This window comes from Cumulibacter manganitolerans, from assembly GCF_009602465.1.
Lineage (GTDB): Bacteria > Actinomycetota > Actinomycetes > Mycobacteriales > Antricoccaceae > Cumulibacter > Cumulibacter manganitolerans.
Map to the genome: position 1 here is coordinate 1 of NZ_WBKP01000023.1, position 22505 is coordinate 22505.

A 22505-nucleotide genomic window follows, 5' to 3' on the forward strand; every position below is an offset into this window, starting at 1 on the left:
GTCCAGCGCGGCCAGTCCGGCGGCGGTCGCCGCGGCCGGACCGCCGCCGGGCGGCTGCTCGCGCGTGACCTGCACGCGATCTGCGGGGCTGCCGGTGACGCTATCGGGGGCATAGCGTTCCTGGCTGCCCCGCAGATGCGCCACGGCGGACGGCGGACCGACCACCACGACGCGCCGTGCCGTCGCGCAGGCCGCGAGCGGACGGTCGATCAGCGGCGCGCCGGCGAGGTCGACCTGGGCCTTGTCGACGCCACCGAGGCGCGAGCCCCGGCCGCCGGCCAGGATGATCGCGTCGTACGGCGCGGTGTCGGACATCGGTTAGCGGCGCGCCTTCTGCCGCGCCAGCTCGGGACGGTCCCAGCCGCGCTGCGGCGCCCGGCTGCCGGTCCCGGCCCCGGGACGCGTGTCCCGCGAGCGGTACACGATGTACGGCCGCGTCAGGTAGCCGATCGGCGCGCTGAAGACGTGCACGAGGCGGGTGAACGGCCACAGCGCGAACAGCGCGAACGCGACCAGCGCGTGCAGCTGGAACCCGACCGGCGCGGACGCCATGAGCTCCGGCTTCGGGTTGAAGGTGAAGATGCTGCGGAAGTACGGGCTGACGCCGTCGCGGTAGTTGTACTCGCCGCCGAGACCGAAGACACCCGAGGCGATGGTGTTCCAGATCCCCAGGAAGATCACCGCGCCCAGGAAGGCGTACATCACCTTGTCCATCACCGTCGTGGCGCTGAACACCGGACCGGTGACCCGGCGCCGGTAGATGAGGATGACCATGCCGACCACGGCCATGATGCCGGCGATCAGCCCGCCGACCAGCGCGATCAGGTGGTAGGCCTCGCGGCTGAGCCCGACGGCGTCGGTCCACGACTGGGGGATCAGCAGCCCGATGATGTGGCCGCCGACCACGCCCAGCATGCCGAAGTGGAACAGCGGGCTGCCCCAGCGCAGCAGCCGCGACTCGTACAGCTGCGAGCTGCGCGTCGTCCAGCCGAACTTGTCGTAGCGGTAGCGCCAGAAGTGCCCGACCACGAACACCGCCAGGCAGATGTACGGGAAGATCACCCACAGGAACGTCGTCATCTCGGGGCTCCGATCGGAATGGTCGCGCCGAGGTCATGGCTGCCCGGCTTGGGGTCGAGGCGGGGGTCGAGGGAGTACGGCGAGCTGTCCAGGCCGACCTCCTCGGACGGCGGCCCGGCGGCGATCAGCGCCGCCAGCGCCTCGTGATCGTCGCCGTCGAGGCGCGGCAACGTCGCGCGCAGCGCCTCGATCACCGGCAGCCAGCGGGACTCGCGCCGGGCCAGCGCGAGCCGCAGCAGCTCGATGCCGACCCGGTGGTCGTTCAGCAGCTTCCACGCGGCGGCGTGGTCGGTGAACGCCCCGAACTCCAGCACCACCGGCAGGTAGTCCGGCAGCTCGGCGTCCTCGTCGTCGAGCCGTACGCCGGATCGCCGGTAGGCCTGCTTGAACTGCACCAGCGCTGCGCCGCGCCGGCGGGTGTCACCGTGCGTGTAGTACGTCAGGTGCAGGCAGCACTTGCGGGTGACGTCGAAGGTGTCGACGTACTCCGTCTGCAGGGCGGCCAGGTCCGATCGCGCGTCGCGCACGAACGTCTCCAGCGCCGCCCCGGCCGCGCCCGGCAGCTGCGGGACGACGGACGCGACCGCGTCGAGGCGGTCGGCGAAGTCGTCGCCGGGGTACTCCAGCAGCAGCGACACCGACTGCCAGACGGCCTGCATCGCATCGACCGGAAGCGTCGGCTCGCTGCGCCGGTTCCGGTTCCAGCGCATCATCGCTCACCGCCGCGATCGGGGAACAGCCCGTCGGGCATGCCCTTGCCGTCCCAGTTCAGCAGGTTCACCCGTCCACGGGCCGAGCCGCCACCGATGAGCTCGGTGTCGAAGGAGTCGGAGGTCTGCCGCTCCTGCAGCATCCGGAAGTTCTCGACGGCGACCGGCGTCACGCCGCCCGACCCCTCGCCGAAGATCTCCGGGTTGCCGCCGCCGTACTCGCTCACCGGGCAGTCGGTGGCGAGCTCCTCGAGGGCGTGCGCCTGCTCGGAGTGCGCTGCGGGGATGACATACCGCTCGCTGTACTTGGCGATCGCCAGGAGCCGGAACATCTCGTACATCTCCTCGCCCGACATGCCCACCGCGGCGGGGATCGAGTCGTCCGGGTCGCGTCCGAGGTTGATGTCGCGCATGTAGGAGCGCATGGCCGCCATGGTGCGCAGCACGCGTTCGACCGGCGCGGTGTCACCGGCGGTGAACAGGTTGGCGAGGTACTGCATCGGAATCCGCAGCGCGTCGATCGCGCCGAACAGGTTGCCGTAGTCCTCGGCGTCGTGGCCGCTGTCCTTGACGACGTCCACGACCGGCGACAGCGGCGGGATGTACCAGACCATCGGCATGGTGCGGTACTCCGGGTGCAGCGGCAGCGCGATGCGGTAGTCCATGATCAGCCGCTTGACCGGCGAGCGCTGTGCGGCGGCGATCCAGTCGTCCTGGATGCCGGCCTCGCGGGCCGCCTGCTGCACGGCCGGGTCATCGGGGTCGAGGAAGACGGAGCGCTGCGCCTCGTAGAGCGCGTGCTCGTCCTCGATCGCCGCCGCCTCGAGCACCTTGTCGGCGTCGTACAGCATCAGGCCGATGTAGCGCAGCCGGCCCACGCAGGTCTCGGAGCAGACGGTCGGGATGCCGACCTCGACGCGGGGGTAGCAGAACGTGCACTTCTCCGCCTTGCCGGTCTTGTGGTTGAAGTACACCTTCTTGTAGGGGCAGCCCGAGATGCACATGCGCCAGCCGCGGCAGCGGTCCTGGTCGACCAGCACGATGCCGTCCTCGCTGCGCTTGTAGATCGCGCCGCTCGGGCAGGACGCCGCGCACGACGGGTTCAGGCAGTGCTCGCAGATCCGCGGCAGGTAGAACATGAAGGTCTGCTCGAACTCGAGCTTCACCTTGTCCTCGATGCCCTTGAACATCTCGTCGCGGACCGCGTGCTCCTGCGAGCCGCCGAGGTCGTCGTCCCAGTTCGCCGACCAGGAGACGTTCATCTGCTCGCCGGAGATCAGGGAGTACGGCCGCGCGACGGGGAAGCTCTTCTGCGCAGGCGCGTTGAGCAGCGTCTCGTAGTCGTACGTCCAGGGCTCGTAGTAGTCCTGGATGCTCGGCATCTTCGGGTTGCTGAAGATGCTCGCCAGCTTCTTGAACCGGCCGCCGGCCTTGAGCTGCAGGCGCCCGCGGCGGTCCCGCACCCAGCCGCCCTGCCAGGTCTCCTGGTCCTCGTAGGTGCGGGGGTACCCGAGGCCCGGGCGGGTCTCGACGTTGTTGAACCAGACGTACTCGGTGCCGGCCCGGTTGGTCCATGCCTGCTTGCAGGTGACCGAGCAGGTGTGGCACCCGATGCACTTGTCCAGATTCATGACCATGGCCATCTGTGCCATGACGCGCATGTCGTTCTCCTCTGCCTGGATCGGTTGCCTAGTAGGTGATCGGGGTCGTGCGCTTGCGGATCATCGTGACCTCGTCGCGGTTGTTGCCCGTCGGGCCGATGTAGTTGAAGAAGTACGACAGCTGCGCGTACCCGCCGATCAGGTGGCTCGGCTTGACCATGATGCGGGTCATCGAGTTGTGGATGCCGCCGCGCTTGCCGTTCGTCTCGGTCAGCGGTACGTCGATCAGCCGGTCCTGGGCGTGGTGCATGAACACCGTGCCCTCGGGCATGCGGTGCGAGACGACGGCCCGTGCCGCGACCACGCCGTTGCGGTTCACCGCCTCGATCCAGTCGTTGTCCTTGACGCCGATCTTCGCGGCGTCCTTGTCCGACATCCAGACCGACTGGCCGCCGCGCGACAGCGACAGCATGAACAGGTTGTCCTGGTACTCCGAGTGGATCGACCACTTGTTGTGCGGGGTCAGGTAGCGCACCGACACGCCGAGCTCGTTGGTCGTGCCCAGCGCCGTCTCGCCGAACAGCTGCGTCATGTTCAGCGGCGGGCGGTACGTCGGCAGGCTTTCGCCCATCCCGAGCACCCAGTCGTGGTCGAGGTAGAACTGCTGCCGGCCGGTGAGGGTGTGGAACGGCTTGAGCCGCTCGATGTTGATCGTGAACGGCGCGTAGCGGCGTCCGCCGGACTCCGATCCCGACCACTCCGGCGTGGTGATGACCGGCACCGGGGCCTGCTGCGTGTCGGCGAACGTCACCCGCTTGCCCTCGTGCTCGGCGGCCAAGTCGTGCATCAGCTGCCCGGTGCGCTTCTCCTGGGTCTTGAAGCCCTGCGTGGCGAGGTGGCCGTTGGTGGCTCCGGAGAGGCTCATGATCATCTCGGCCACCTGCACGTCGGTGTCCAGCCGGGGCCGGCCGTCGGCCGGACCGCCGTGGCGCAGGCCGTTGGCGCGCCCGAGCCGCTCGACCTCAGACGTGACGTCGTAGACGATGCCCTTGCAGGCGGTGCCCAGCTTCTCCAGCAGCGGGCCGACCGCGGTCATCTTGTCGTACACGGCCGCGTAGTCGCGCTCGACCGGAACCAGCACCGGCAGCGTCTTGCCCGGCACCGGCTCGCACTCGCCGGTCTTCCAGTCGCGGACGACGCCGTGCGGGGTCGCCATCGCCTCCGGGGTGTCGTGCCACAGCGGCTTGGCCACCAGGTCGGTGCGGGTGCCCAGGTGCTCGGCGGCCAGCTCGCTGAACCGCTTGGCGATCTCCTTCCAGGCGTCCCAGTCCGTCTTCGACTGCCACGGCGGCGCGATGGCCGGGTTGAAGGAGTGGATGAACGGGTGCATGTCCGTGGTGTTGATGTCGTGCTTCTCGTACCATGTGGCGGCCGGCAGGACGACGTCCGAGAGCATCGTCGAGCTCGTCATCCGGAAGTCGATCGTCATCAGCAGGTCGAGCTTGCCGTCCGGGATCTGCTCGGGCCAGGCCACGGTGCGCGGGCGCTGCTCGGGGGCGGCCTGCGCGGCGTTGACGGCGTTCTCGGTGCCCAGCAGGTGCTTGAGGAAGTACTCGTCGCCCTTCGCCGAGCTTCCGAACAGGTTGGCGCGCCACAGGGTGAGCACCCGCGGCCAGTTCTCCTCTGCCTCGGGATCCTCGACGGCGAAGGACAGCGCGCCCGACTTGAGCTGGTCGACGACGTAGTCCTTGACGTCCTGACCGGCCTCGGCCGCCTCGTCGGCGAGCGCGATCGAGGAGCGGTTGAACGTCGGGTAGCTCGGCGTCCAGCCCAGCCGTACGGACTTCGCGAGCAGGTCCATCACCGACATGTCGGGGAAGGCGCCCATCCCGGCGCCGATGTCGTCGGCGCGGTAGGTGTCGTAGCGGTACTGGCTGGTGTTCACGTACCAGTACGCCGTCTGGTTCATGTGCCGCGGCGGCCGGTGCCAGTCCAGCGCGAAGGCCGCGTGCTGGAAGCCCATCAGCGGGCGGACCTTCTCCTGGCCGACGTAGTGCGCCCAGCCGCCGCCGTTGCGGCCCTGGCAGCCGGTGATCGTGGTGAGCATCAGCATCGCGCGGTAGATCAGGTCGGAGTGGTACCAGTGGTTGGTCCCGGCGCCCATCAGGATCATCGAGCGGCCCTGGGTGTCGACCGAGTTCTGGGCGAACTCGCGGGCGATCCGCGCGCACTGGGCGGCCGGCACCGACGTGATGGACTCCTGCCACGCGGGCGTGTACGCCGCGTCGGCGTCGTCGTATCCGGTCGGCCAGCTGCCCGGGAGCCCGTCGCGGGCGACACCGTACTGCGCGAGCATCAGGTCGAAGACGGTCGTGACCAACCGGTCGCCGACCCGCCGGACCGGCACACCGCGGCGCTGCTGGACGGCCTGCCCGTCGAGGGCGTCGAAACGCGGGAGGATGACCTCGACCGGTGCCTCGTCGCTGTCCAGCATGCTCAGCGCGGGCTGGATGCCTTCCAGGTCGAGGTTCCACTTGCCGACACCCTCGTCACCGAACCGGTCACCGAGGGTCCCGTTGGGAACCACCACCTCGCCGGTCGCCCGGTCGAAGACCGTCGGCTTCCACTCCGCGTTCTCCGAGGCCGCCTTCGGGTGGTCGGCCAGGTCGGCGGCGACCAGGAACTTCCCGGTGCGGTACGTGCCGTCGTCCTGCTCGTCGAGCGCGACCAGGAACGGCAGGTCGGTGTACTTGGTGGTGTAGTCGTCGAAGAACCCGGTGCTGCGGTCGACGAAGAACTCCTTGAGGACCACGTGCCCCATCGCCATCGCCAGCGCGGCGTCGGTGCCCGGCGCGGCGGAGACCCACTCGTCGGCGAACTTGACGTTCTCGGCGTAGTCGGGAGCGACCGCGATGACCTTCTGGCCGCGGTACCGCGCCTCGGTCATCCAGTGCGCGTCCGGGGTGCGCGTCAGCGGGACGTTCGATCCCCACATGATCAGGTAGCCGGCGTCCCACCAGTCACCGGACTCCGGTACGTCGGTCTGGTCGCCGAACATCTGCGGGCTGGCGACCGGCAGGTCTGCATACCAGTCGTAGAAGGAAAGCATCGGGGCGCCGATGAGCTCGTTGAACCGGGCGCCCGAGACGTAGGAGACCTGCGACATCGCGGGGATGGGGGAGAAGCCGGCGATCCGGTCGGGTCCCCAGCGCTTGATCGTGTAGACGTGCGCGGCCGCGACGATCTCGACGGCCTCCGCCCAGGTGCTGCGCACCAGGCCGCCCTTGCCGCGCGCGGACTTGTACCGCGCCGCCTTCTGCGGATCCTGCACGATGGACGCCCAGGCGACGACCGGATCGCTGTAGTGCGCTTTGGCCTCCCGGTACATCTCGAGCAGCGCGCCGCGCAGGTAGGGGTAGCGCACCCGGGTCGGCGAGTAGGTGTACCAGGAGAACGCCGCGCCGCGCGGGCACCCGCGCGGCTCGTACTCCGGCTTGTCCGGCCCGGTCGAGGGGTAGTCGGTCTGCTGCGCCTCCCAGGTGATGATGCCGTCCTTGACGTACACCTTCCACGAGCACGAGCCGGTGCAGTTCACCCCGTGGGTCGAGCGCACGACCTTGTCGTGGCTCCAGCGGTCGCGGTAGAACGAGTCGCCCTGGCGGCCACCCTCCCGGAACAGGGTGCGGTGGTCGGCGGAGACCTCGGCGGTCGTGAAGAACCGGCGGGTGCCGACGAGCGCCGCGCTGAGCGGCCCGTCGAGCCTCGAGGTTGTCATGTCAGGACTCCTTCGGCGGTACGTCGGTGGACTGGGGATCGTAGAGGTGCGCGATGCAGGCGTCGCCGCCCTGCGCGAACGGGACGAGGTCGACCTCGGTGTGCTGCTCGCCGAGACCCTGCATGGAGCCGCGGATCAATCCGCGGTGGATGCCGCACACGACGTCGGGGTTGGCCTTGGCGAGGTCGCGGAACGGGCAGTGCGTCAGAACGATCTCGGCCTCGCGATCCGTGGCGTGCGCGGTGACGGTGGGCCCGTAGCCCCAGGAGGAGAGGACGTGCATCAGGCTGCGGACCTTGTGCAGCCACTCGCGCTGGGTACGCGCCGGCGTGGCCGGCGCATCGGGACGCACGTTGGCCGCCGCCCAGCGCTGTCCCGCCTCGTCCGGTGTGGTGAGCCGGCTGCCCTGCGAGGCGACCATCTCGGTGAGCAGTCCGGTCAGCAGGCCGAGCGAGCTGGCCTGCTGCTCGGGCAGCGCGACCGGTGCCCGGCCGGGGGAGAGCCGGTAGACCTTGCGCGGCCGCCCGACGCCGCGGCGCTCGAAGGCCGCATCGAGGGTGTGGCGGTACACGAGCTGGTCAAGGTGGAACCGGGCGGTCGACGTGTGCACGCCGAGGACCCCGGCCAGCTCGACCGCTGTGAGGCCCTCGTCGGGGCGCTGCTCGAGCTCCTCGACGATGCGGCGGCGCACCGCCGACCCCGCGGGCCGGGGGCCGGCCTGCGGGGTCAGCGGAAGGCTCGGCTCCTGGTGGGCCTCAGACGGCGTCGGCATCGGCCCGCTGCTTGGTGTGCCGGACGGCGGTCACGGTCAGCAGGAGCGTCAGCGCGGCCGCGCCGGCGAGCATCCACAGCCCGATCGCATAGGACTGCGTCTGGCCGTAGATCGCGCCCATGATCAGCGGGGGGACGAACCCGCCCAGGCCGCCGGCGGCGCCGACGATGCCGGTCACACCGCCCACTCGCGCGGGGTCGGTCGACTCCGCGATCAGCGCGAACGTCGCGCCCGAGCCGGCGCCGAGGGCCGCGGCCATGACCAGGAACGCCACGGTGCCGATTCCCTTCAGAGGCGGGTTCCCGGACGCGATGGCCGCACAGACGGCGACGACGGCGAAGACGCCGGTGAGGACCGGGATGGCGTTGCCCAGCCGGTCGGACAGCCAGCCGCCGACCGGGCGCATGAGCACCGCGATCACCACGAACCCGGCCATCCGGTTGGACGCGTCGGCGGGGTCCAGTCCGTAGGCGTTCTTGAGGTAGGCGGGCAGGTAGACCGAGAACGCGACGTAGCCGCCGAAGGCCACCGCGTAGAGGATCGAGGCCTGCCAGGTGATGGCCAGCCGGGAGTTCGCCGCCAGCCGGGAGCCGAGCGAGGCGGTCGGGATCACGCGGTCCGGGGCGTCGCGCATGATCAGCCACGCCAGGACGGCGTATGCCGCGAGCACGATCGCGCAGATGACGAACGGCGCCGACGAGCCGACGTTCTTCCACAGCGGGACGGTCGTCAGGGCGCTGATCGCGGTGCCGCCCATGCCCGCGCCGAAGATTCCGATGGCCAGGCCGCGCTTGGCCGGTGGGAACCAGGCGTTCACGAACGGGACGCCGACGGCGAACGAGGTGCCCGCGATGCCGAGGAAGAAGCCGAAGACGAGCACCGCGGCGTAGGAGCTCTGCGCCCACAGGCCGATGACCAGCACCGGGATGATCGTGGTGACGGAGATGATGGGGAACATCCGTCGTCCGCCGTACTTGTCGGTCAGCGCGCCGACGATGATCCGCCCGAGGGAGCCGACGACGACCGGCACGGCGACCATGAGCGCGACGTCGCCCTCGGTCAGCGGGCCGAGCTGCCCGTTCTGGCGGAAGAGGGGTCCGAGGGGGCTGATCAGCGCCCACGCCCAGAAGTTCACCGCGAAGCCGACGGTGGCCATGATCAGCTGGAGCCAGGGGCTGCCGGTCGCGGCGGGCGCGGCGGCGGCCGGGTTCGCGGAGCGGGCGGAGGAAGGGTGGGGATGCGCGACGTTCATGATCGCCGTCCTTGGAAGTGATCCCGGATTTGACTCAATTAAATTAGCGCGGGGTGAGATTCTTGTGAAGACTCGACCGGCGTGTCGCAGGGTGATCTACGCCGCCCGGCGCACTGATTCGCGTGCCAGACTGCGGGCATGAGTGCTTCACCTGGCCGATGGCCGCTCCCCTCGCCGCTCGGCATCATCCAGGCGCCCATGGGTCCGGTCTCCGGACCCGAGCTGTGCGCGGCCGTCGCCGATGCGGGCGGCGTCGGGATGCTGGCGGCCACCTGGCTGCCGCCCGCGCTGCTGACCCGTTCGGTGGAGGCCGTGCGCGCCCGCACCGACGGTACGTTCGGCGCGAACTTCGTGCTCGAGTTCGACGTCCACGCCGGCCTCCTCCAGGCCATCGAGCTCGGGATCCCCGTCATATCGACGTTCTGGGGCGATCCGACCGAGGCGGCACGCCTCGTCTCGCCGTCCTCGGCGCTGCATCTGCACACGGTCGGCAGCGTGGAGGACGCCAAGACCGCAGAGCAGGCAGGCGTCGACGTGCTGGTCGCCCAGGGCGTGGAGGCCGGCGGCCACGTGTACGGGACGCAGCCGCTGCACCGGCTGCTCGCCGACATCGTGGCGGCCTGCGAGCTGCCGGTGATCGCCGCCGGGGGCATCGCCACCGCGGACGACGTGGCCGCGGTCGTCCGTCTCGGCGCGTGCGGGGTGTGGGTCGGCACCCGCTTCGTCGTCGCCTCCGAGGCCCGCGCGCACCCGGCGTACCAGCGGGCGATCGTCGACGCCGGGCCGGACGCGACGGTCTGGACCGCAGACTGCTTCGACTCGTCGTGGAAGGACGCGCCGCACCGGGTACTGCGCAACGCCACCGTGGAGACGTACCTGCGTGACGGCGTGCGGGCCGGGCGTGACCCGATCGCCGCCACGCCGAACGGCGCACCGGTTCCGCGCTACGACGACCGGCCGCCGGTGAGCGGCATGACCGGCGAGATCGGCGAGATGGCGCTGTACGCCGGCTGCGGAGCCGAGCGGATCACCGGCGTGCAGCCCGCCGCGGACATCGTCGCCGATCTGGCGCGGGGATTGGTGATCGCCGACGCATGACGCCTTGCATGACGTCATAGATGGCGTTACGGTTGGCGCCATGGATATTTCGAACTATCTCGGCAAAGTACGCGAGGGCTTCGACGCCGCTACCTCGCTGGCCGATGATCGCACCCAGGATGTGGCGTCGCGCGTGGCGTCAACGGTGGAGCCGTCCGTGCGCCTCGCGCTCATCGAGGCGATCTCGGACGCCACGAATGAGATCAACGACGAGCTGGCCACTGCCGATGTCAGCATGACGCTGGTCGCGGGCAACCCCGAGTTCGTCATCGACGAGCACGGCATCTCCGTGGCCCAGCTCGCGTCGTACGACGAGACGGACGACGACTCGTCCGCCGAGCCCGAGGGCGAGGGCGAACCGGAGCCGGAGGCGGGGGACGAGGACGACGACGAGTCGCTGGTCCGGTTCTCTCTGCGGCTGCCCAAGTGGGCCAAGGACAAGGTCGACCGCCGGGCCGAGAAGGAGGGCATGTCGACCAACGCCTACCTGACCGAGCTCATCGTGAGCCAGGTGGCGCGGCGGCGCGGTCCTCGCGGCGGCGGTCCCGGCTTCGGGCCCGGCCCCCAGGGTGGGTCGGGGTTCGGCCGCGGCTACGGACCCCGGCGCGGCGGCCCGGGCTTCGGCCCCGGACGCCCGGGCTTCGGCCCGCGCGGGGACTTCGGGCCCGGCGTCGACCCCGAGATGCTGAGGCAGCTGGGCCGGATGCTCGCGCGCGGCCTCGGCGAGCCGGGTGGACCGCGCGGGCGGCGTCGTCCCGACGGCCGCGGCCACGAGGGGGGCCACGGGCACGGGCCGGACTGTCACGGACATCGCCACCACCACGGCGGCGAGCGTGGCTCGCGGGGTCCGGCGGATCCGCGAGACGACGGCTGAAGGCGCGGCGACCGCCCGGACGCTCCGGGTCGAGGGGCGAGGCGACGGCCTAGGAGACGTAGGAACGCGCCTTGCCGTCGAGCTGCATGTGATCCAACGCGCGGTAGCCGCGTTCCACATGCGGCGGCACGACGGCTCGGTCGCGCAGCACCCAGGGGATCCCGGCTGGCGGTGACGACGGCGAGTCGAGGGTGGCGATCGAGCTGGTCCGCGGCCGCGGTCAGGGCGCCGGGGTCGTACCAGGTGTCGTCGTCGCAGAATGCGACATAGGGCGTCCTCGCGCGTGCCACACCGAGGTTCCGACCCACCGCTCCCAGGTTCTCGCCCGGCGTGATCAGGGTCGCGTCGGGGTGCCGGTCGGCCACCATCTCGGCCGTGCCGTCGGTGGAACCGTTGTCGATCACGATGATCGGCGGTTGCTCGGGCAGCCCCTCGAGGCGCGTCAATGCCCGGTCCGCCTCCGCGCGACGGTTGTGGGTGATCATCACCGCGGTGACTCGGCGTTCGGACATCTTTCCCCCCTCGAGGGTCTTGGCTCGACCTCTCCCCTCAGTACCCCCGTGGTCGTCCGACAAACGACGTCGGCCCGGCCGCCGTCGACAGGCTGTGCACAGGCCGGCTTGGGCCCTCGCACAGCCGGCGCCCCTAGTTTCTAGCCATCCCGTTCGAGTAAGGAAGCTTGATGAACGACTCTCCGTTGGAACCCGGCCGCCTGCGCATCGGCGACGCCGAGCGGCAGCAGACGGCCGATCGGCTGGCCACGGCCCACGCCCTCGGGCAGCTCGACGTCGACGAGTTCCATGAACGCGTCGAGGCCGCGCATGCGGGCCGTACCCAGGACGATCTCGATGTTCTGGTGCGTGACCTCCCCGGCTCCGCGCAGCTGACCGACCCGTCGTCCGGCCGGCTTCGCGGTCGGGCGCGGGCGGCCGGCGCGATGCTCGGCCAGGTGCCGCGAGCGGTCTGGGTGGTGCTCGCCGCGGCGCTGGCCGCGCTGACGATCGCCGCGGTGGCCTTCGACGACGGGCCGCGGGAGTGGCGTGGCGGCCGCGGGGGACCGATGGGCGATCGCATGCGCGATCGGATGGGCGATCGGCTGGGCGCCGGGCACGCGCAGGTCGCCGACCACGGTGCGGCCTGGGGGTTCTTCGGCGGAGCGCTCACCGTGCTCGGGCTGATCGCGCTCGCCGCGACCGGGTACGTCGTCGTACGCCGGGTGCGGGCACGGCGCAGCCGGTCACACGCGTAGCGCGCGACCTGCGACGAGGCGCCGGCGACCACGCCGGCGCCTCGTCGCGACAGCGCCGGCGATGGCCAACGGCACCGCGCACACCTCCGCGACCATGGAGAGCACCTTGCCCGATGCCGCCCACGTGGGCTCGTACAGGTCCGGCAGCGGACCGATCGGACCGATGTCGACGTAGGTGTACGCGATCACCGCGATGGCAGCGATCCCGGCGACCACAGCAGCGACGGCGAAGGCGAGCGGTCGTGGCCGCGCGATGACCCATACCGCGGCGAGGAGGGCGACGGCGGCCTGCGCCCGGAACAGGTTGCTCTCGGTGAGCAGTCCGCCGCCGGGTACCTCGTAGCGGCCGGCGACGGCGAGGTGCACGACGCCGTCCACCACCAGGGCGGCCGCGGTCAGCGCGGCGAGCGCGATCGCGCCCTGCCGCCGATCAGTATCCGTAGGCACCGGTCGTCGTCCCCGATCCGCTGACCGCCTTGCCGTCGGGGGAGACCACCGTCCACAGGCCGCCGTTGAGCATCTTGCCCTGGCCGTTGGCATCGCCCGGCGCCTTGTCGCCGACGAACGTGTAGACGGGGTGGCCGTCGACGGTCAGCTGCTTGGCGCCGTCCGAGCGGGTCGTCGACCCGAGGGGGGCGCTGATGCCGGGGGCCGACGCGGTGGAGGCCGGTGCCGGGACCGGCGGCCAGTTGGTCGCGCAGGCGCCGGTGCACGAGGACGTCGTCCCCTTGTCGCCGGCGAAGTAGTAGATCGTGCGGCCGCTGCCGTCGACGAGGATCGTGCCGAGGCTGATGGACGTCGTGTGCAGGGCCGGGGTCGACGAGCCGGAGCCCGCGCCGGAGCCGGCGCCCGAGGCGGCCGGCGTGGTGCTGCTCGACCCGTATCCGCTTCCGGAGGAACCGCAGGCGGCGAGGGTGACGGTGGCGACGGCGGTGACGAGCCCGAGCCCGACCCGGCCGAGCGGGTGCTGTGCGTGATGGATGCTCATGCCCTTGCGTACGTCGCAGCCCGCGGGCCGGTTCAGCTGTGCAGCAAGATTTCCCCGGTCGAGGTCTGCACCTGTACCTGCTGGATCTGATCCGGCGGCAGGTCGGTGCTGCCGACGACGTGCGCGTCGCGCCCGGGCAGCACCTTCCACCGCGCGACGGTTTGCGGCGTCCCGCCCGAGTGCGGCACGACGACCAGCTCGTACGCGGCGTCCGGCGGGACGGCGTACCCGAGATAGCGGCAGTCCATCGTCAGCTCGGCGCCCCACGCGGTCTCGCGGATGCTCAGCGAGGCCTCCACGGGCGCGGCGGTGATGGTGCTCAGCGCGACCTGTCGGCCCTGCGGCGCGGGCGTGTCGTGACTGGCGACGAGCGCCGTGCCGGTGACCAGACCGGCCGCCAGCGTCGCGGCGACGGCGCCGGCCGCGACCCGCCGGCGCAGCCGGGATCGGCGCGCGGCGCGCAGGATCCCCGGCAGCAGGGTGTCCGGCAGCGGCCGGCGGACCGGGTCGCCGGCGGCGCCGGGCCCGGGGACCTCCTCGGCGGATTCGACGCGGGCGAGCAGCCGCGGCAGCGCCGCGAGCCGCGCGACCGCCGCCTGGCAGTCCGGGCATTCCTCGAGGTGCGAGCGGTATGCCGCCCGGTCGTCCTCGGTGAGCGCACCGAGCACGTACGCCGCGTCGTACGACGCGAAGGGGTGCGGCTGCGGTGCGGACGTCATGGCGTCACTCCGATCTCACGCAGCGCGAGCTGTAGCGCCTCGAGGGCGTAATGGGCGCGCGACTTCACCGTGCCCTCGGGGATCCCGAGCCGCCGCGCCGCCTCGGCGGTGGTGCAGCCGTCGTAGTAGCACAGCTGCAGCACCGAGCGGTGCGCCGGCGTCAGCCGGTCGAGGGCCTCGGCGACGACCAGGCGCTCGAGGAGGTCCTCGACCGCCCCGGTCTGCGCCGGATCCGACGGGTCGGCGGTCAGCTCCGCGGTGCCCTCCGACCGTCCGTCGTGCCGCCACTGGTCGATGACGATCCTCCGCGCCACGGTGAACAGCCAGGACCGCACGGATCCGCGCCGCTGCGCGAGGATCTCCGGACGTCGCCACGCGCGGAGCATCGTCTCCTGGACGACGTCCTCGGCGCGCGCGGCGTCGCCGTGGACGAGCGGGACGACGAACGACCACAGCGCCGCGCCGTGCTCGGCGAACAGCGCGCGCAGCAGGCGCTCGTCCTCGTTCACGTGGGCGCTCACGTCCATCCTTACGTCGCGCGGCCGCGAATGGTTCACCGTCCCTCGAGAAGCTCATCCTGGCACCGACCGCCCCGCGGCGTCACTGAGCTGGGAAGCGACCGGCCGGCGGACGGGCGCGACTATGACGAGCCATCACGATTTCCCCGCCGCCTCTGCGCGGGGGTGCGACGGCAGTGGGCGGCCCCGACGGCCGTGGACCGGGTCGACAGTGCAGGAACTGGCCGTCGCGGACGTAGACTTCCGGTCATGGGAATGCTGTGTGCCGTGGTGTTCAACCGCAGTGGACAGCTCTACTACTACGACCCCGACGGGCATGAGGTCGCCGTGGGCGACTACGTCCTGGTGCCGGTCGGTGACCAGCCGGAGATGGCCGAGGTCGTCTGGGCCGCCGAGTGGGTGGGCGACGACACGAGCGGATTCGAGAAGGTCGTCGGCAAGGCGAGCCCCGCCGACGCCAAGCGGTCCGCGCTGGTGCGCAAGCTCAAGGCCCGCGCCCGGGTGGCGGCCAAGCGCCTCGTGCGCGACCACGACCTGCCGATGAAGATCGTCGGCGTCGACGTGACGGTCGCGCCGGGTGCGGCGTACGCCGAGGTGGTGACGATCTACTTCTCGGCGCCGCACCGCGTCGACTTCCGCGCGCTGGTGCGCGACCTCGGCGCGACCCTCGAGTCCCGGATCGAGCTGCGCCAGGTGTCCGCGCGCGACGAGCTGAAGCTGCAGGGCTCGATCGGCTCGTGCGGCCGCGACACGTGCTGCTCGACCTTCCTGAAGGACTTCGAGCCGGTGACGCTGCGGATGGTCCGCGACCAGGACCTGCCGCTGAACCCGATGCGGATCTCCGGCGCGTGCGGGCGGCTGATGTGCTGCCTGAAGTACGAGCACCCGCTGTACCAGGACTACAAGAAGCGGGCGCCGAGCCACGGCTCGTGCGTGGACACCGCGCAGGGCACCGGCCGCGTGGTCGGGCACAGCGTGCCGGAGGACGCGGTCGTCGTACGGCTGGACGCCGACGGGTCGCGGGTCACCTGCCCGGTCGCGTCGGTGTGCGCCTCGCGCAAGGCCTACGACTCGCGCCCGAAGTAGCGCCGCGGTGAGCAGGCCGGCCGGGGTCACCCTTGCCTCGCCGACTGGGCGCGCGGTGCTGGTGGCCGCGATCCTCGGATCCGGGATGGCGATGCTCGACGCGACGGTCGTCAACGTGGCGCTGCGCGCCATCGGCGCGGATCTGGGCGCCTCGATGGCCGACCTGCAGTGGATCACCAACGGCTACCTGTTGAGCCTGGCATCGCTGATCCTGATCGGCGGGTCGCTGGGTGACCGGCTGGGACGGCGCCGGGTGTTCACGATCGGGGTGGCAGGGTTCGCGGTGGCCTCGCTGCTGTGCGGCCTCGCGCTCAACGCGCCGATGCTGGTAGTCGCGCGGGTGCTGCAGGGCGTCGCGGGAGCACTCCTGACACCGGGCAGCCTGGCGATGATCCAGGGGTCCTTCGTGCCGGACGACCGCGCGAAGGCGATCGGGGCGTGGACGGGCCTTGGCGGCATCGCGACCGCGATCGGGCCGTTCCTGGGCGGCTGGCTGGTCGAGGCGGTGAGCTGGCGGTGGGTGTTCCTGATTAACGTGCCCATCGGCGTGCTGACATTGGTCGCCGCGCGGCGCGTTCCCGAGAGCCGCAATCCGGAGCGGGTGGCCGGCTTCGACGTGAGCGGGGCGGTGCTCGGCGGGGCGGGGCTCGCCGGCATCACCTACGCGCTGATCGAGCTGAGCGAGCGGCCGCTGACCGCGCTGATAGCTCTCGGTATCGGGCTCGTCGCGGCGGCCGGATTCGTGCTGAACGAGGTCCGCTCCGCGCACCCGATGATGCCGCTGCGGCTGTTCGCCGACCACCAGTTCAGCGCCGCGAACGCGATCACCCTGCTCGTGTACGCGGCGCTCGGCTCGGTGCTCTTCTTCGTCGTCCTGCAGCTGCAGACCGCCGCCGGCTACAGCCCGCTGCAGGCCGGTGCCGCCACGTTGCCGATCACGGTGGTGATGCTGCTGCTCGCCGCCCAGGGCGGGGCGCTCGCCACCCGGATCGGCCCGCGCCTGCCGATGACCGTCGGCCCGCTGCTGTGCGCGGTCGGCACGTGGTGGCTGTCGGGGATCGGCCCCGGCATCGCGTACTGGCGCGGCGTCGCGCTGCCGCTGGTGGTCTTCGGTCTCGGGCTCGCGGCGATGGTGGCGCCGCTGACCGCGACGGTGCTCGCCGCGGCGCCGAACGCGTTCGCGGGCATCGCGTCGGGCATCAACAACGCCACCGCCCGCGCCGGCACGTTGCTCGCGGTGTCGGCCCTACCGCTGCTGGTGGGCCTCTCCGGCGACGACTACGCCCGCCCGGAGGTGTTCTCGGCGGGCTACCGCCGCGCGATGCTGATCTGCACGGGGCTGCTGGCCGCCGGGGCCGTGCTGGCGGCGGTGACGATCCGCAACCGGCCGCGCCGGGAGGCGCCGGCTCAGGCCGAGAGCCAGGGAGCGACGGGGTAGCCCTCCTCGAGCTGGACCTGCATCGAGTTCAGCGCACCGCCGAGCATGACGTACGAGCCGACCAGCATGCAGATCTCGATCACCTGCTGCTCGCTGAAGCGCGCGGTGAGCGCCGTCCAGGTCGCGTCGCTGAGCCGGTGGTCGCCGACGAGCTCGTCGGCGGCGGTGGCCAGCAGGGCGTCGTCCGCACCGAGAGCGGGGGAGGCCTGGGCGAGCTGCGCGATCACGTCGTCCTCGATGCCGGCCTTGCTGCCGATGCGCGCGTGGTGGCCCCACTCGTAGTCGGCCCGGATGCCGTACGCCGTCCGCAGGATGAGGATCTCCCGCTCGCGTGCCGTCAGGCCGGAGCGCGCCAGCAGCTGGGAGCCCAGCGGCAGGTACGCGCCGAACACCTCGGGGTTGCGGATCAGCGTGCTGAACACGCGATAGTCCTTGCCGGCGGCGTCGACGAGCTGCTGTTGCTGCTCGGTGCGCTCCTGCGGCGGGATCGGGTCGAGGCGGGGGGTCGGCATGGCGCTCCTGAGGGCTCGTCGGCAGTGGTCCCTGCATTCTGCGCCATCCGTCGGGACCGGCGCGACCCGTGACGTCGGGCCCGGCCCGACCGGCCCGTTGTGTTGTTGCGACTCCGGGCGATGTCTCCCCGAGTCGTCACAACTCAACGGGGACCGGGGGATCTCCTCGTGCGCCGCACGCTGTAGCGCCAAAGTGGTGCCAATATGGCGTTGCGTGGCGCCACGGTTGGGTGCACCATGGAGCCATGGATATCTCCAACTACCTGCGCCGGGTACAAGAAGGCGTGAGCAACGCGGCGGCGCTCGCCGACGACGACACCAAGCAGGTCGTCGCGCGGCTCGGGACGTCGATCGAGTCGGCCGTGCAGCTGGCCCTGATCGAGGCACTGTCGGACGCCGCGGCGGAGATCGGTGCCGAGCTGGCGCCGGGCTCGGTCGGCATGTCGATGCAGGGGCTGACCCCGCGGTTCACCGTGGCGCTGCCGCCGGCCACCGGCGAGCCGACGTACCTCGCGCCGGAGGAGCAGCCGACCGAGGAGGGCGGTGAGGACGCCGACGACACGGTCGTGCGGTTCTCCTTGCGGCTGCCGAAGTGGGCCAAGGACAAGGCCGACAAGCGCGCGTCCGAGGAGGGCGTGTCGACCAACACCTGGCTGGCGGAGCGGGTGATCCGCGAGCTGTCGAGCCGGGGTCGGCCGGGCCGGCCGCCGTTCGGTGGCCCGTTCGGCGGTCCGCCGTTCGGCCCGCCGCCGTTCTGGGGCGGACGCCGGGGGCCGGAGGATCGCGACGGAGAGCGCGGACCCGAGGGTGATCAGCGCGCCGAGCGCGACCGCGAGCAGAGCGGCGAACGTGAGGAGAGCGGCGCCCACAAGGGACCGTTCGACCAGGCCGACCTCGGCGCGATGATCGACGCGGCGAGCCAGGCGTTCCGCGACTGGGCCGGCGGCAAGGGTGGCCGGCACGGCCGGGGCCCGGGCGGCAACGTGCAGGGCTGGGTCTGATCGGCGATGAGCGACGTACGCAGTGACCTCGCTGTGTCGGCGGTGTCGATCAGCCTGCCCGGCTCGGTGCGGCTGCGGGTCCGCGAGATCGACGCGGAGGAGCAGCCGCACGTCCACATCGCATCCGCCGACGAGGCCGTCAGCGCCGTGGAGGTCGACGGCGTGCTGCGGGTGCGGAGCGAGCAGGCCCGAGGCTGCGGTGGTGACTACGTCCTCGACGTGGCGGTGCGCGAGCCGATCGACCTGAAGGTCGCCGCGGTGCGTGTCGAGGTCGAGTCCGACGTCGAGCTCGGCAGGGTGGATCTGGCCGGCGCGAAGGTGGCTGCCCGGCTGGGCGTCGTCGACAGGCTGAAGTCCGCCGCGAAGGCGGGGCGGGTCGAGGTGGCGGAGATCGCCGGCAAGCGGGCGTTCTTCGCCTCGGCGTCCGCCGAGGTCTCGGTTGGTAGGTCGGCCGCGCGCGTGGAGTCGCGGACGGGGTTCGGCGCACTCCGCATCGGTCGCCTCGACGGGCCGTTGAGTGCCCGCTCGGCGACCGGGACGGTCGAGGTCGGGTCGGCCAACGGCGACGTCGACGTCCGCAGCGGTGCCGGGGCGGTACGGATCGGCGTCCGCGAGCAGCTGCCGACCTGGCTCGACCTGTACACCGGAACGGGGTCGGTCGACGTGCGGACGCCGCCGAGCGACCCGCCGGCCGACGGCGACCGGTACGTCACGGTGCGGGTCGCGACCGGCACCGGCAACATCCTGATCCACCGCGCCGACGACCCGGCGCCCCCGGCCCCGGACCCGACAGGGTCCTCCGATGACGGCGACGCGGCCGATGGCCTTGGCGGTGACGCTGCCGGTGGCGCCCGCGACCCGGCCGATGGTCTTCGCGGTGACGCTGCCGGCGACGCGGCCGGTGGCGCCCGCGACCCGGCCGATGACCGACCCACTGACACCTACACACGCATTGATGAAGGAGCCGATGATGAGCACGATTCGTAACGACGACATCCGGGTGGGCGACCGCGAGCGGGAGGAGATGAGCGAGCGGCTCGCGAAGGCGCACTCGCTCGGTCAGCTCACGCTCGACGAGTTCGACGAGCGGGTGGTGCGCGCGCACGCCGCCCGCACCCGCGGCGAGCTGGCGGCGATCGCCGCGGACCTGCCGCGCGAGCGCGGTGAGCGGTCAGGACGCCGAGGCGCGGGTGCGCCGGGGTTCGGACGTCCCGACTTCGGTAACGACTTCCCGCGGCCGGACTTCCGCGGCGGCTTCCGTCGTCCGCCGGCGGTCCTGCGGATCGCGCTGATGCTGCTCGTGGCTTGGATCGCCCTGCACGTGGTGTTCGGAGCGCTGCACCTCGCCGGCATGGTGATCGGGCTCGTCTTCCCGCTGGTGATGATGCTGGGCCTGGGCGCGCTGGCCTTCCACGGCATCCGCCACCTCCAGCGCTCCCGCTAGCCCGCCGCTCCCGGCCCAGCCACCGACCAGCCCTGTTCGCGGCGTACTTAGGTATCGGATCACCCTCGATTCGGTACCGAAGTACGCCGCGAGTGCGGTGGCCGGCCCGGGATGCCCAACACGGTCGTCGAGCGAGCGAGCCGCTAGGCGAGCGACGTCGAGACGCCGCAGGTCGCCTGCGGACCGCACCCCGTCGGCGCGGTACGGTGCGCGAGCCGTATACTTCTTCGGCGTACCACCCGCCGCCTTAGCTCAGTCGGCAGAGCGATTCACTCGTAATGAATAGGTCTGGGGTTCGATTCCCCAAGGCGGCTCCACAACAGCGATCCGATCAGCCCGCAGCACCGTTCCGGTCTGCGGGCTTTTTCGTTTCGCGGCCGTCCTCGGTCATGCCGTCGTCGCCGCGGGAGCGCAGCAGCGCGATCGCGGTCACCGCGACCTGCCGGTTCCGGTCGCGGCTGAGCTCCGTTAGAGCGGCGCGCGCCGCGGAATCGGGGATGCCCCCGAGCGCCTCGGTCAGGCGGACGCGCGCGCCTTCATCGCCGCCCGCGTTCCCTGCGCCGCCGGTGCCGGCATCGGCGAGTGCGTCGAGCACCGCCGTCGTGATGCGGTCGCCGATGGCGAGCCGCGTGGCGAGCGCGGCGAGTACGTCGGCCGCCTCGACATCGTCCTGGCCCCGGACGACGAGAGCCAGCAGGGCCGGGACGGCGGCCGGTTCGGCACGCTTGCCGAGCACCAGCGCGGCGCGGCCGCTGACGAACTCGTCCGGATGGTCGAGCGCTGAGGACAGGGCGCGCTGGGCAGCGGCGGTGTCGATCTTGGTCAGGGCTTCGACGGCTCGGCGCCGCCGGTCGGCGCTCGCAGATTCGAGCGCACCGCAGAGGGCGGGAACCGCCTCGTCGCCGAACCGCGCGAGCGCCCAGTCGAGCGCCCCCGCGGCGTTGGTGTCGCGCTCGCTGAGCGCCGCTTCCACGAGCGTCGCGACATCGCCGGTCGCATCGAAGCCCAACGACAGCGCGAGCCGCTGGCGCGCGGACGGGTCGTCGGCGTCCAGCCCGCGGAGCAGTCGAATGGTGTGCAGGACGTCGGCCCAGGCGCCCGGTGACGCGGCCTGAACCTGCTCGAGCCGGCGTAGCAGGTCCGTCTCGCGAGCGATCCGCGCGCGGGTGTGCTCGATGAGCTCGGTGACCACTGCTGACGGGTCGGACGCCGCGCCGTCCAGCACGGCGGCGATGTCGTGCAGCCCGAGCCCGAGCGAACGCAGACCTTCAACGTGGAACAGCCGCCGAACGTCGGCCGGTGAGTAGTGCCGGTAGCCCCCGCTCGTCCGCTCGGTGGGCGAGACCAGCCCCATGGCGTCGTAGTGGCGCAGCATCCGGGCGCTGACGCCGGACTTGGCCGCGACCTCGCCGATCAGCATCGAGTCACCGCTCGAGGCCCGGCGCGTCCAGGAGCGCGACGGCGCGGCGCGCTTCCGCGATCGCCGCGTCGAACCCCTCGTCCGGGTCGTCCATCAGGCGCTCGGTAGCGATCGCGTGCACGCGTACGTTGCCCGTGCGGCTCGCCTTCGCGCGCTCGACGACGGGTCTCGCGGCGTCCCCGAGCGCCGCGAGGGCGCGGCTGAGGCTGCGCTGTACGTCGGGGCCGCCCCGAGCGAGCTGGGTGGCCAGCACCTCGGCGAGCTCGCCCTCCTGGTCGTCCGGGACGAGACCGACCGCGGTCCGCCACGCGGCCCGGGCCACCTCGTCATCGTCGTCCTGCAGGTGCGCTCGGGTGATGGCCGGCCAGATCACCGGATCGCCGATCTTCGACAGGGTGTGCAGCGCCTGGCTGCGTCCCTGGGCGACGTCCGACCGCAGCTCGGGACGCAGCCGCTCGATCACGGCCTCGGAGTCGTGCCGGATCAGCGCCCACGTCAGCATGTCCCGGACGTAGAAGTCCGGCTCGGTCCGGCACTGCTCGACCAGGACGTCGATGTAGTGCGAACTGGGTGTGCTGCCCGCGGTCAGCGCCGCCCGCAACCGCGTCGAGGACGACGGCGCCGTGAATGCGCGTCGCAGCCGCTCGGCTGTTCCGGTGGGGTGGTCCTGGCTCATCTCGCTACCTCCGGGACCCATTAGGCACCTTGTCATGGTGTCAAGGTCAAGCGGTCGCGGGCGGTCAGGCCCTCACAGGCTGTTCGCGGGGCGCAGGACGCGGCAGGCCTCGGCCCCGGGCTCGGTGGGATCGCGGGTCTCCTCGGTCCACTGGTAGAGCTCGCCGCTCCTGTCGACCGGCGTGCCGACGGCGTCCTCGCGGATCTGGTCGCGCTCGCCGTCGGCCGGCCCGCCCTCGAAGATCACCGGCACCGTTCGGGATGTCATGAACCCGACCCTAGCGGGGGCGAGC

24 protein-coding genes and 1 tRNA gene are annotated in these 22505 nt (G+C 71.8%); 9 read left to right on the forward strand and 16 right to left on the reverse strand.

From position 1 onward, the window contains the following. The 7 genes from F8A92_RS09940 to F8A92_RS09970 all read right to left on the reverse strand — a co-directional run. On the reverse strand, nt 1–315 hold a 315-nt coding region (locus tag F8A92_RS09940), incomplete at its 3' end, for an NTP transferase domain-containing protein (RefSeq protein ID WP_153505007.1). 3 nt (nt 316–318) lie between these two features. Then, nucleotides 319–1080 carry a respiratory nitrate reductase subunit gamma gene (gene narI / locus F8A92_RS09945; protein WP_153505008.1) on the reverse strand — a complete coding sequence of 254 codons (762 nt, stop codon included), beginning with the start codon at nt 1078–1080 and terminating at the stop codon, nt 319–321. Further along, on the reverse strand, nt 1077–1793 hold the full coding sequence (gene narJ, locus F8A92_RS09950) for a nitrate reductase molybdenum cofactor assembly chaperone (RefSeq protein ID WP_228389343.1): 717 nt from the start codon (nt 1791–1793) through the stop codon (nt 1077–1079). The genes narI and narJ overlap by 4 nt, the downstream gene beginning before the upstream one ends. Beyond that, a complete protein-coding gene (gene narH, locus F8A92_RS09955) occupies nt 1790–3451 on the reverse strand; it encodes a nitrate reductase subunit beta (RefSeq protein WP_153505009.1) in 1662 nt (553 codons plus the stop codon). The genes narJ and narH overlap by 4 nt, the downstream gene beginning before the upstream one ends. A gap of 28 nt (nt 3452–3479) precedes the next feature. Next, a complete protein-coding gene (locus tag F8A92_RS09960; RefSeq protein ID WP_153505010.1) occupies nt 3480–7166 on the reverse strand; it encodes a nitrate reductase subunit alpha in 3687 nt (1228 codons plus the stop codon). A 1-nt stretch (nt 7167) separates the two neighbouring features. Next, nucleotides 7168–7938 (reverse strand): helix-turn-helix transcriptional regulator, encoded by a 771-nt coding sequence (locus F8A92_RS09965; RefSeq protein WP_153505011.1) that lies wholly within the window; start codon nt 7936–7938, stop codon nt 7168–7170. Then, a complete protein-coding gene (locus F8A92_RS09970) occupies nt 7922–9190 on the reverse strand; it encodes a nitrate/nitrite transporter (RefSeq protein ID WP_153505012.1) in 1269 nt (422 codons plus the stop codon). Before F8A92_RS09970 ends, F8A92_RS09965 begins: the two co-directional genes overlap by 17 nt. Before the next feature lie 138 nt (nt 9191–9328). On the opposite strand from F8A92_RS09970, the gene F8A92_RS09975 reads away from it, so the two are divergent. Continuing rightward, on the forward strand, nt 9329–10288 hold the full coding sequence (locus F8A92_RS09975) for an NAD(P)H-dependent flavin oxidoreductase (RefSeq protein WP_153505013.1): 960 nt from the start codon (nt 9329–9331) through the stop codon (nt 10286–10288). Nucleotides 10289–10328: 40 nt separating this feature from the next. Beyond that, nucleotides 10329–11162: a hypothetical protein gene (locus F8A92_RS18595; protein WP_194291438.1), complete on the forward strand. Its 834-nt coding sequence runs from the start codon at nt 10329–10331 to the stop codon at nt 11160–11162. On the opposite strand, the gene F8A92_RS09985 is transcribed toward F8A92_RS18595, so the two are convergent. Continuing rightward, nucleotides 11090–11674: a glycosyltransferase family 2 protein gene (locus F8A92_RS09985; protein WP_153505058.1), complete on the reverse strand. Its 585-nt coding sequence runs from the start codon at nt 11672–11674 to the stop codon at nt 11090–11092. The two genes, F8A92_RS18595 and F8A92_RS09985, sit on opposite strands and share 73 nt — an antisense overlap. Before the next feature lie 170 nt (nt 11675–11844). Here F8A92_RS09985 and F8A92_RS09990 point away from each other — a divergent pair, with 170 nt between their 5' ends. Further along, complete coding sequence (locus F8A92_RS09990) at nt 11845–12411, forward strand: DUF1707 SHOCT-like domain-containing protein (protein WP_153505014.1); 567 nt, start codon at nt 11845–11847, stop codon at nt 12409–12411. Here F8A92_RS09990 and F8A92_RS09995 read toward each other — a convergent pair. The 4 genes from F8A92_RS09995 to F8A92_RS10010 are packed head-to-tail and all read right to left on the reverse strand — an operon-like array spanning nt 12400 to nt 14639. Continuing rightward, nucleotides 12400–12858: a hypothetical protein gene (locus tag F8A92_RS09995; protein WP_153505015.1), complete on the reverse strand. Its 459-nt coding sequence runs from the start codon at nt 12856–12858 to the stop codon at nt 12400–12402. The two genes, F8A92_RS09990 and F8A92_RS09995, sit on opposite strands and share 12 nt — an antisense overlap. After that, entirely contained in the window at nt 12842–13399 is a 558-nt protein-coding gene (locus F8A92_RS10000) for a COG4315 family predicted lipoprotein (RefSeq protein WP_153505016.1), read from the reverse strand. Before F8A92_RS10000 ends, F8A92_RS09995 begins: the two co-directional genes overlap by 17 nt. A 32-nt stretch (nt 13400–13431) precedes the next feature. After that, the gene (locus tag F8A92_RS10005) at nt 13432–14118 is read right to left on the reverse strand and encodes an anti-sigma factor family protein (RefSeq protein WP_153505017.1); all 687 of its coding nucleotides are present in this window, start codon (nt 14116–14118) and stop codon (nt 13432–13434) included. Continuing rightward, a complete protein-coding gene (locus F8A92_RS10010; RefSeq protein WP_228389344.1) occupies nt 14115–14639 on the reverse strand; it encodes a sigma-70 family RNA polymerase sigma factor in 525 nt (174 codons plus the stop codon). The genes F8A92_RS10005 and F8A92_RS10010 overlap by 4 nt, the downstream gene beginning before the upstream one ends. A 246-nt stretch (nt 14640–14885) precedes the next feature. Here F8A92_RS10010 and F8A92_RS10015 point away from each other — a divergent pair, with 246 nt between their 5' ends. Then, nucleotides 14886–15722 carry a PSP1 domain-containing protein gene (locus F8A92_RS10015; RefSeq protein WP_153505019.1) on the forward strand — a complete coding sequence of 279 codons (837 nt, stop codon included), beginning with the start codon at nt 14886–14888 and terminating at the stop codon, nt 15720–15722. Nucleotides 15723–15729: 7 nt separating this feature from the next. Then, nucleotides 15730–17160 (forward strand): DHA2 family efflux MFS transporter permease subunit, encoded by a 1431-nt coding sequence (locus tag F8A92_RS10020; RefSeq protein ID WP_153505020.1) that lies wholly within the window; start codon nt 15730–15732, stop codon nt 17158–17160. On the opposite strand, the gene F8A92_RS10025 is transcribed toward F8A92_RS10020, so the two are convergent. Further along, on the reverse strand, nt 17130–17672 hold the full coding sequence (locus F8A92_RS10025; RefSeq protein WP_153505021.1) for a carboxymuconolactone decarboxylase family protein: 543 nt from the start codon (nt 17670–17672) through the stop codon (nt 17130–17132). The genes F8A92_RS10020 and F8A92_RS10025 overlap by 31 nt on opposite strands. 245 nt (nt 17673–17917) lie before the next feature. On the opposite strand from F8A92_RS10025, the gene F8A92_RS10030 reads away from it, so the two are divergent. From F8A92_RS10030 to F8A92_RS10045, 4 genes are all read left to right on the forward strand, one after another. After that, on the forward strand, nt 17918–18673 hold the full coding sequence (locus F8A92_RS10030; RefSeq protein ID WP_153505022.1) for a hypothetical protein: 756 nt from the start codon (nt 17918–17920) through the stop codon (nt 18671–18673). A 6-nt stretch (nt 18674–18679) separates the two neighbouring features. Beyond that, nucleotides 18680–19660: a DUF4097 family beta strand repeat-containing protein gene (locus tag F8A92_RS10035; protein ID WP_153505023.1), complete on the forward strand. Its 981-nt coding sequence runs from the start codon at nt 18680–18682 to the stop codon at nt 19658–19660. Continuing rightward, on the forward strand, nt 19644–20117 hold the full coding sequence (locus F8A92_RS10040; RefSeq protein WP_228389345.1) for a DUF1707 SHOCT-like domain-containing protein: 474 nt from the start codon (nt 19644–19646) through the stop codon (nt 20115–20117). Before F8A92_RS10035 ends, F8A92_RS10040 begins: the two co-directional genes overlap by 17 nt. Before the next feature lie 241 nt (nt 20118–20358). Beyond that, a tRNA-Thr gene (locus tag F8A92_RS10045) sits at nt 20359–20434 on the forward strand. A 14-nt stretch (nt 20435–20448) separates the two neighbouring features. Here the strand turns inward: F8A92_RS10045 and F8A92_RS10050 are convergent. From F8A92_RS10050 to F8A92_RS10060, 3 genes are all read right to left on the reverse strand, one after another. After that, nucleotides 20449–21537, reverse strand: coding sequence for a MerR family transcriptional regulator (locus F8A92_RS10050; protein ID WP_153505025.1), 1089 nt, complete (start codon nt 21535–21537; stop codon nt 20449–20451). Nucleotides 21538–21541: 4 nt separating this feature from the next. Next, nucleotides 21542–22213, reverse strand: a complete 672-nt coding sequence (locus F8A92_RS10055; protein ID WP_153505026.1) for a HEAT repeat domain-containing protein — start codon at nt 22211–22213, stop codon at nt 21542–21544. Nucleotides 22214–22285: 72 nt separating this feature from the next. Continuing rightward, the gene (locus tag F8A92_RS10060; RefSeq protein ID WP_153505027.1) at nt 22286–22480 is read right to left on the reverse strand and encodes a hypothetical protein; all 195 of its coding nucleotides are present in this window, start codon (nt 22478–22480) and stop codon (nt 22286–22288) included. Nucleotides 22481–22505: the final 25 nt, after the last annotated feature.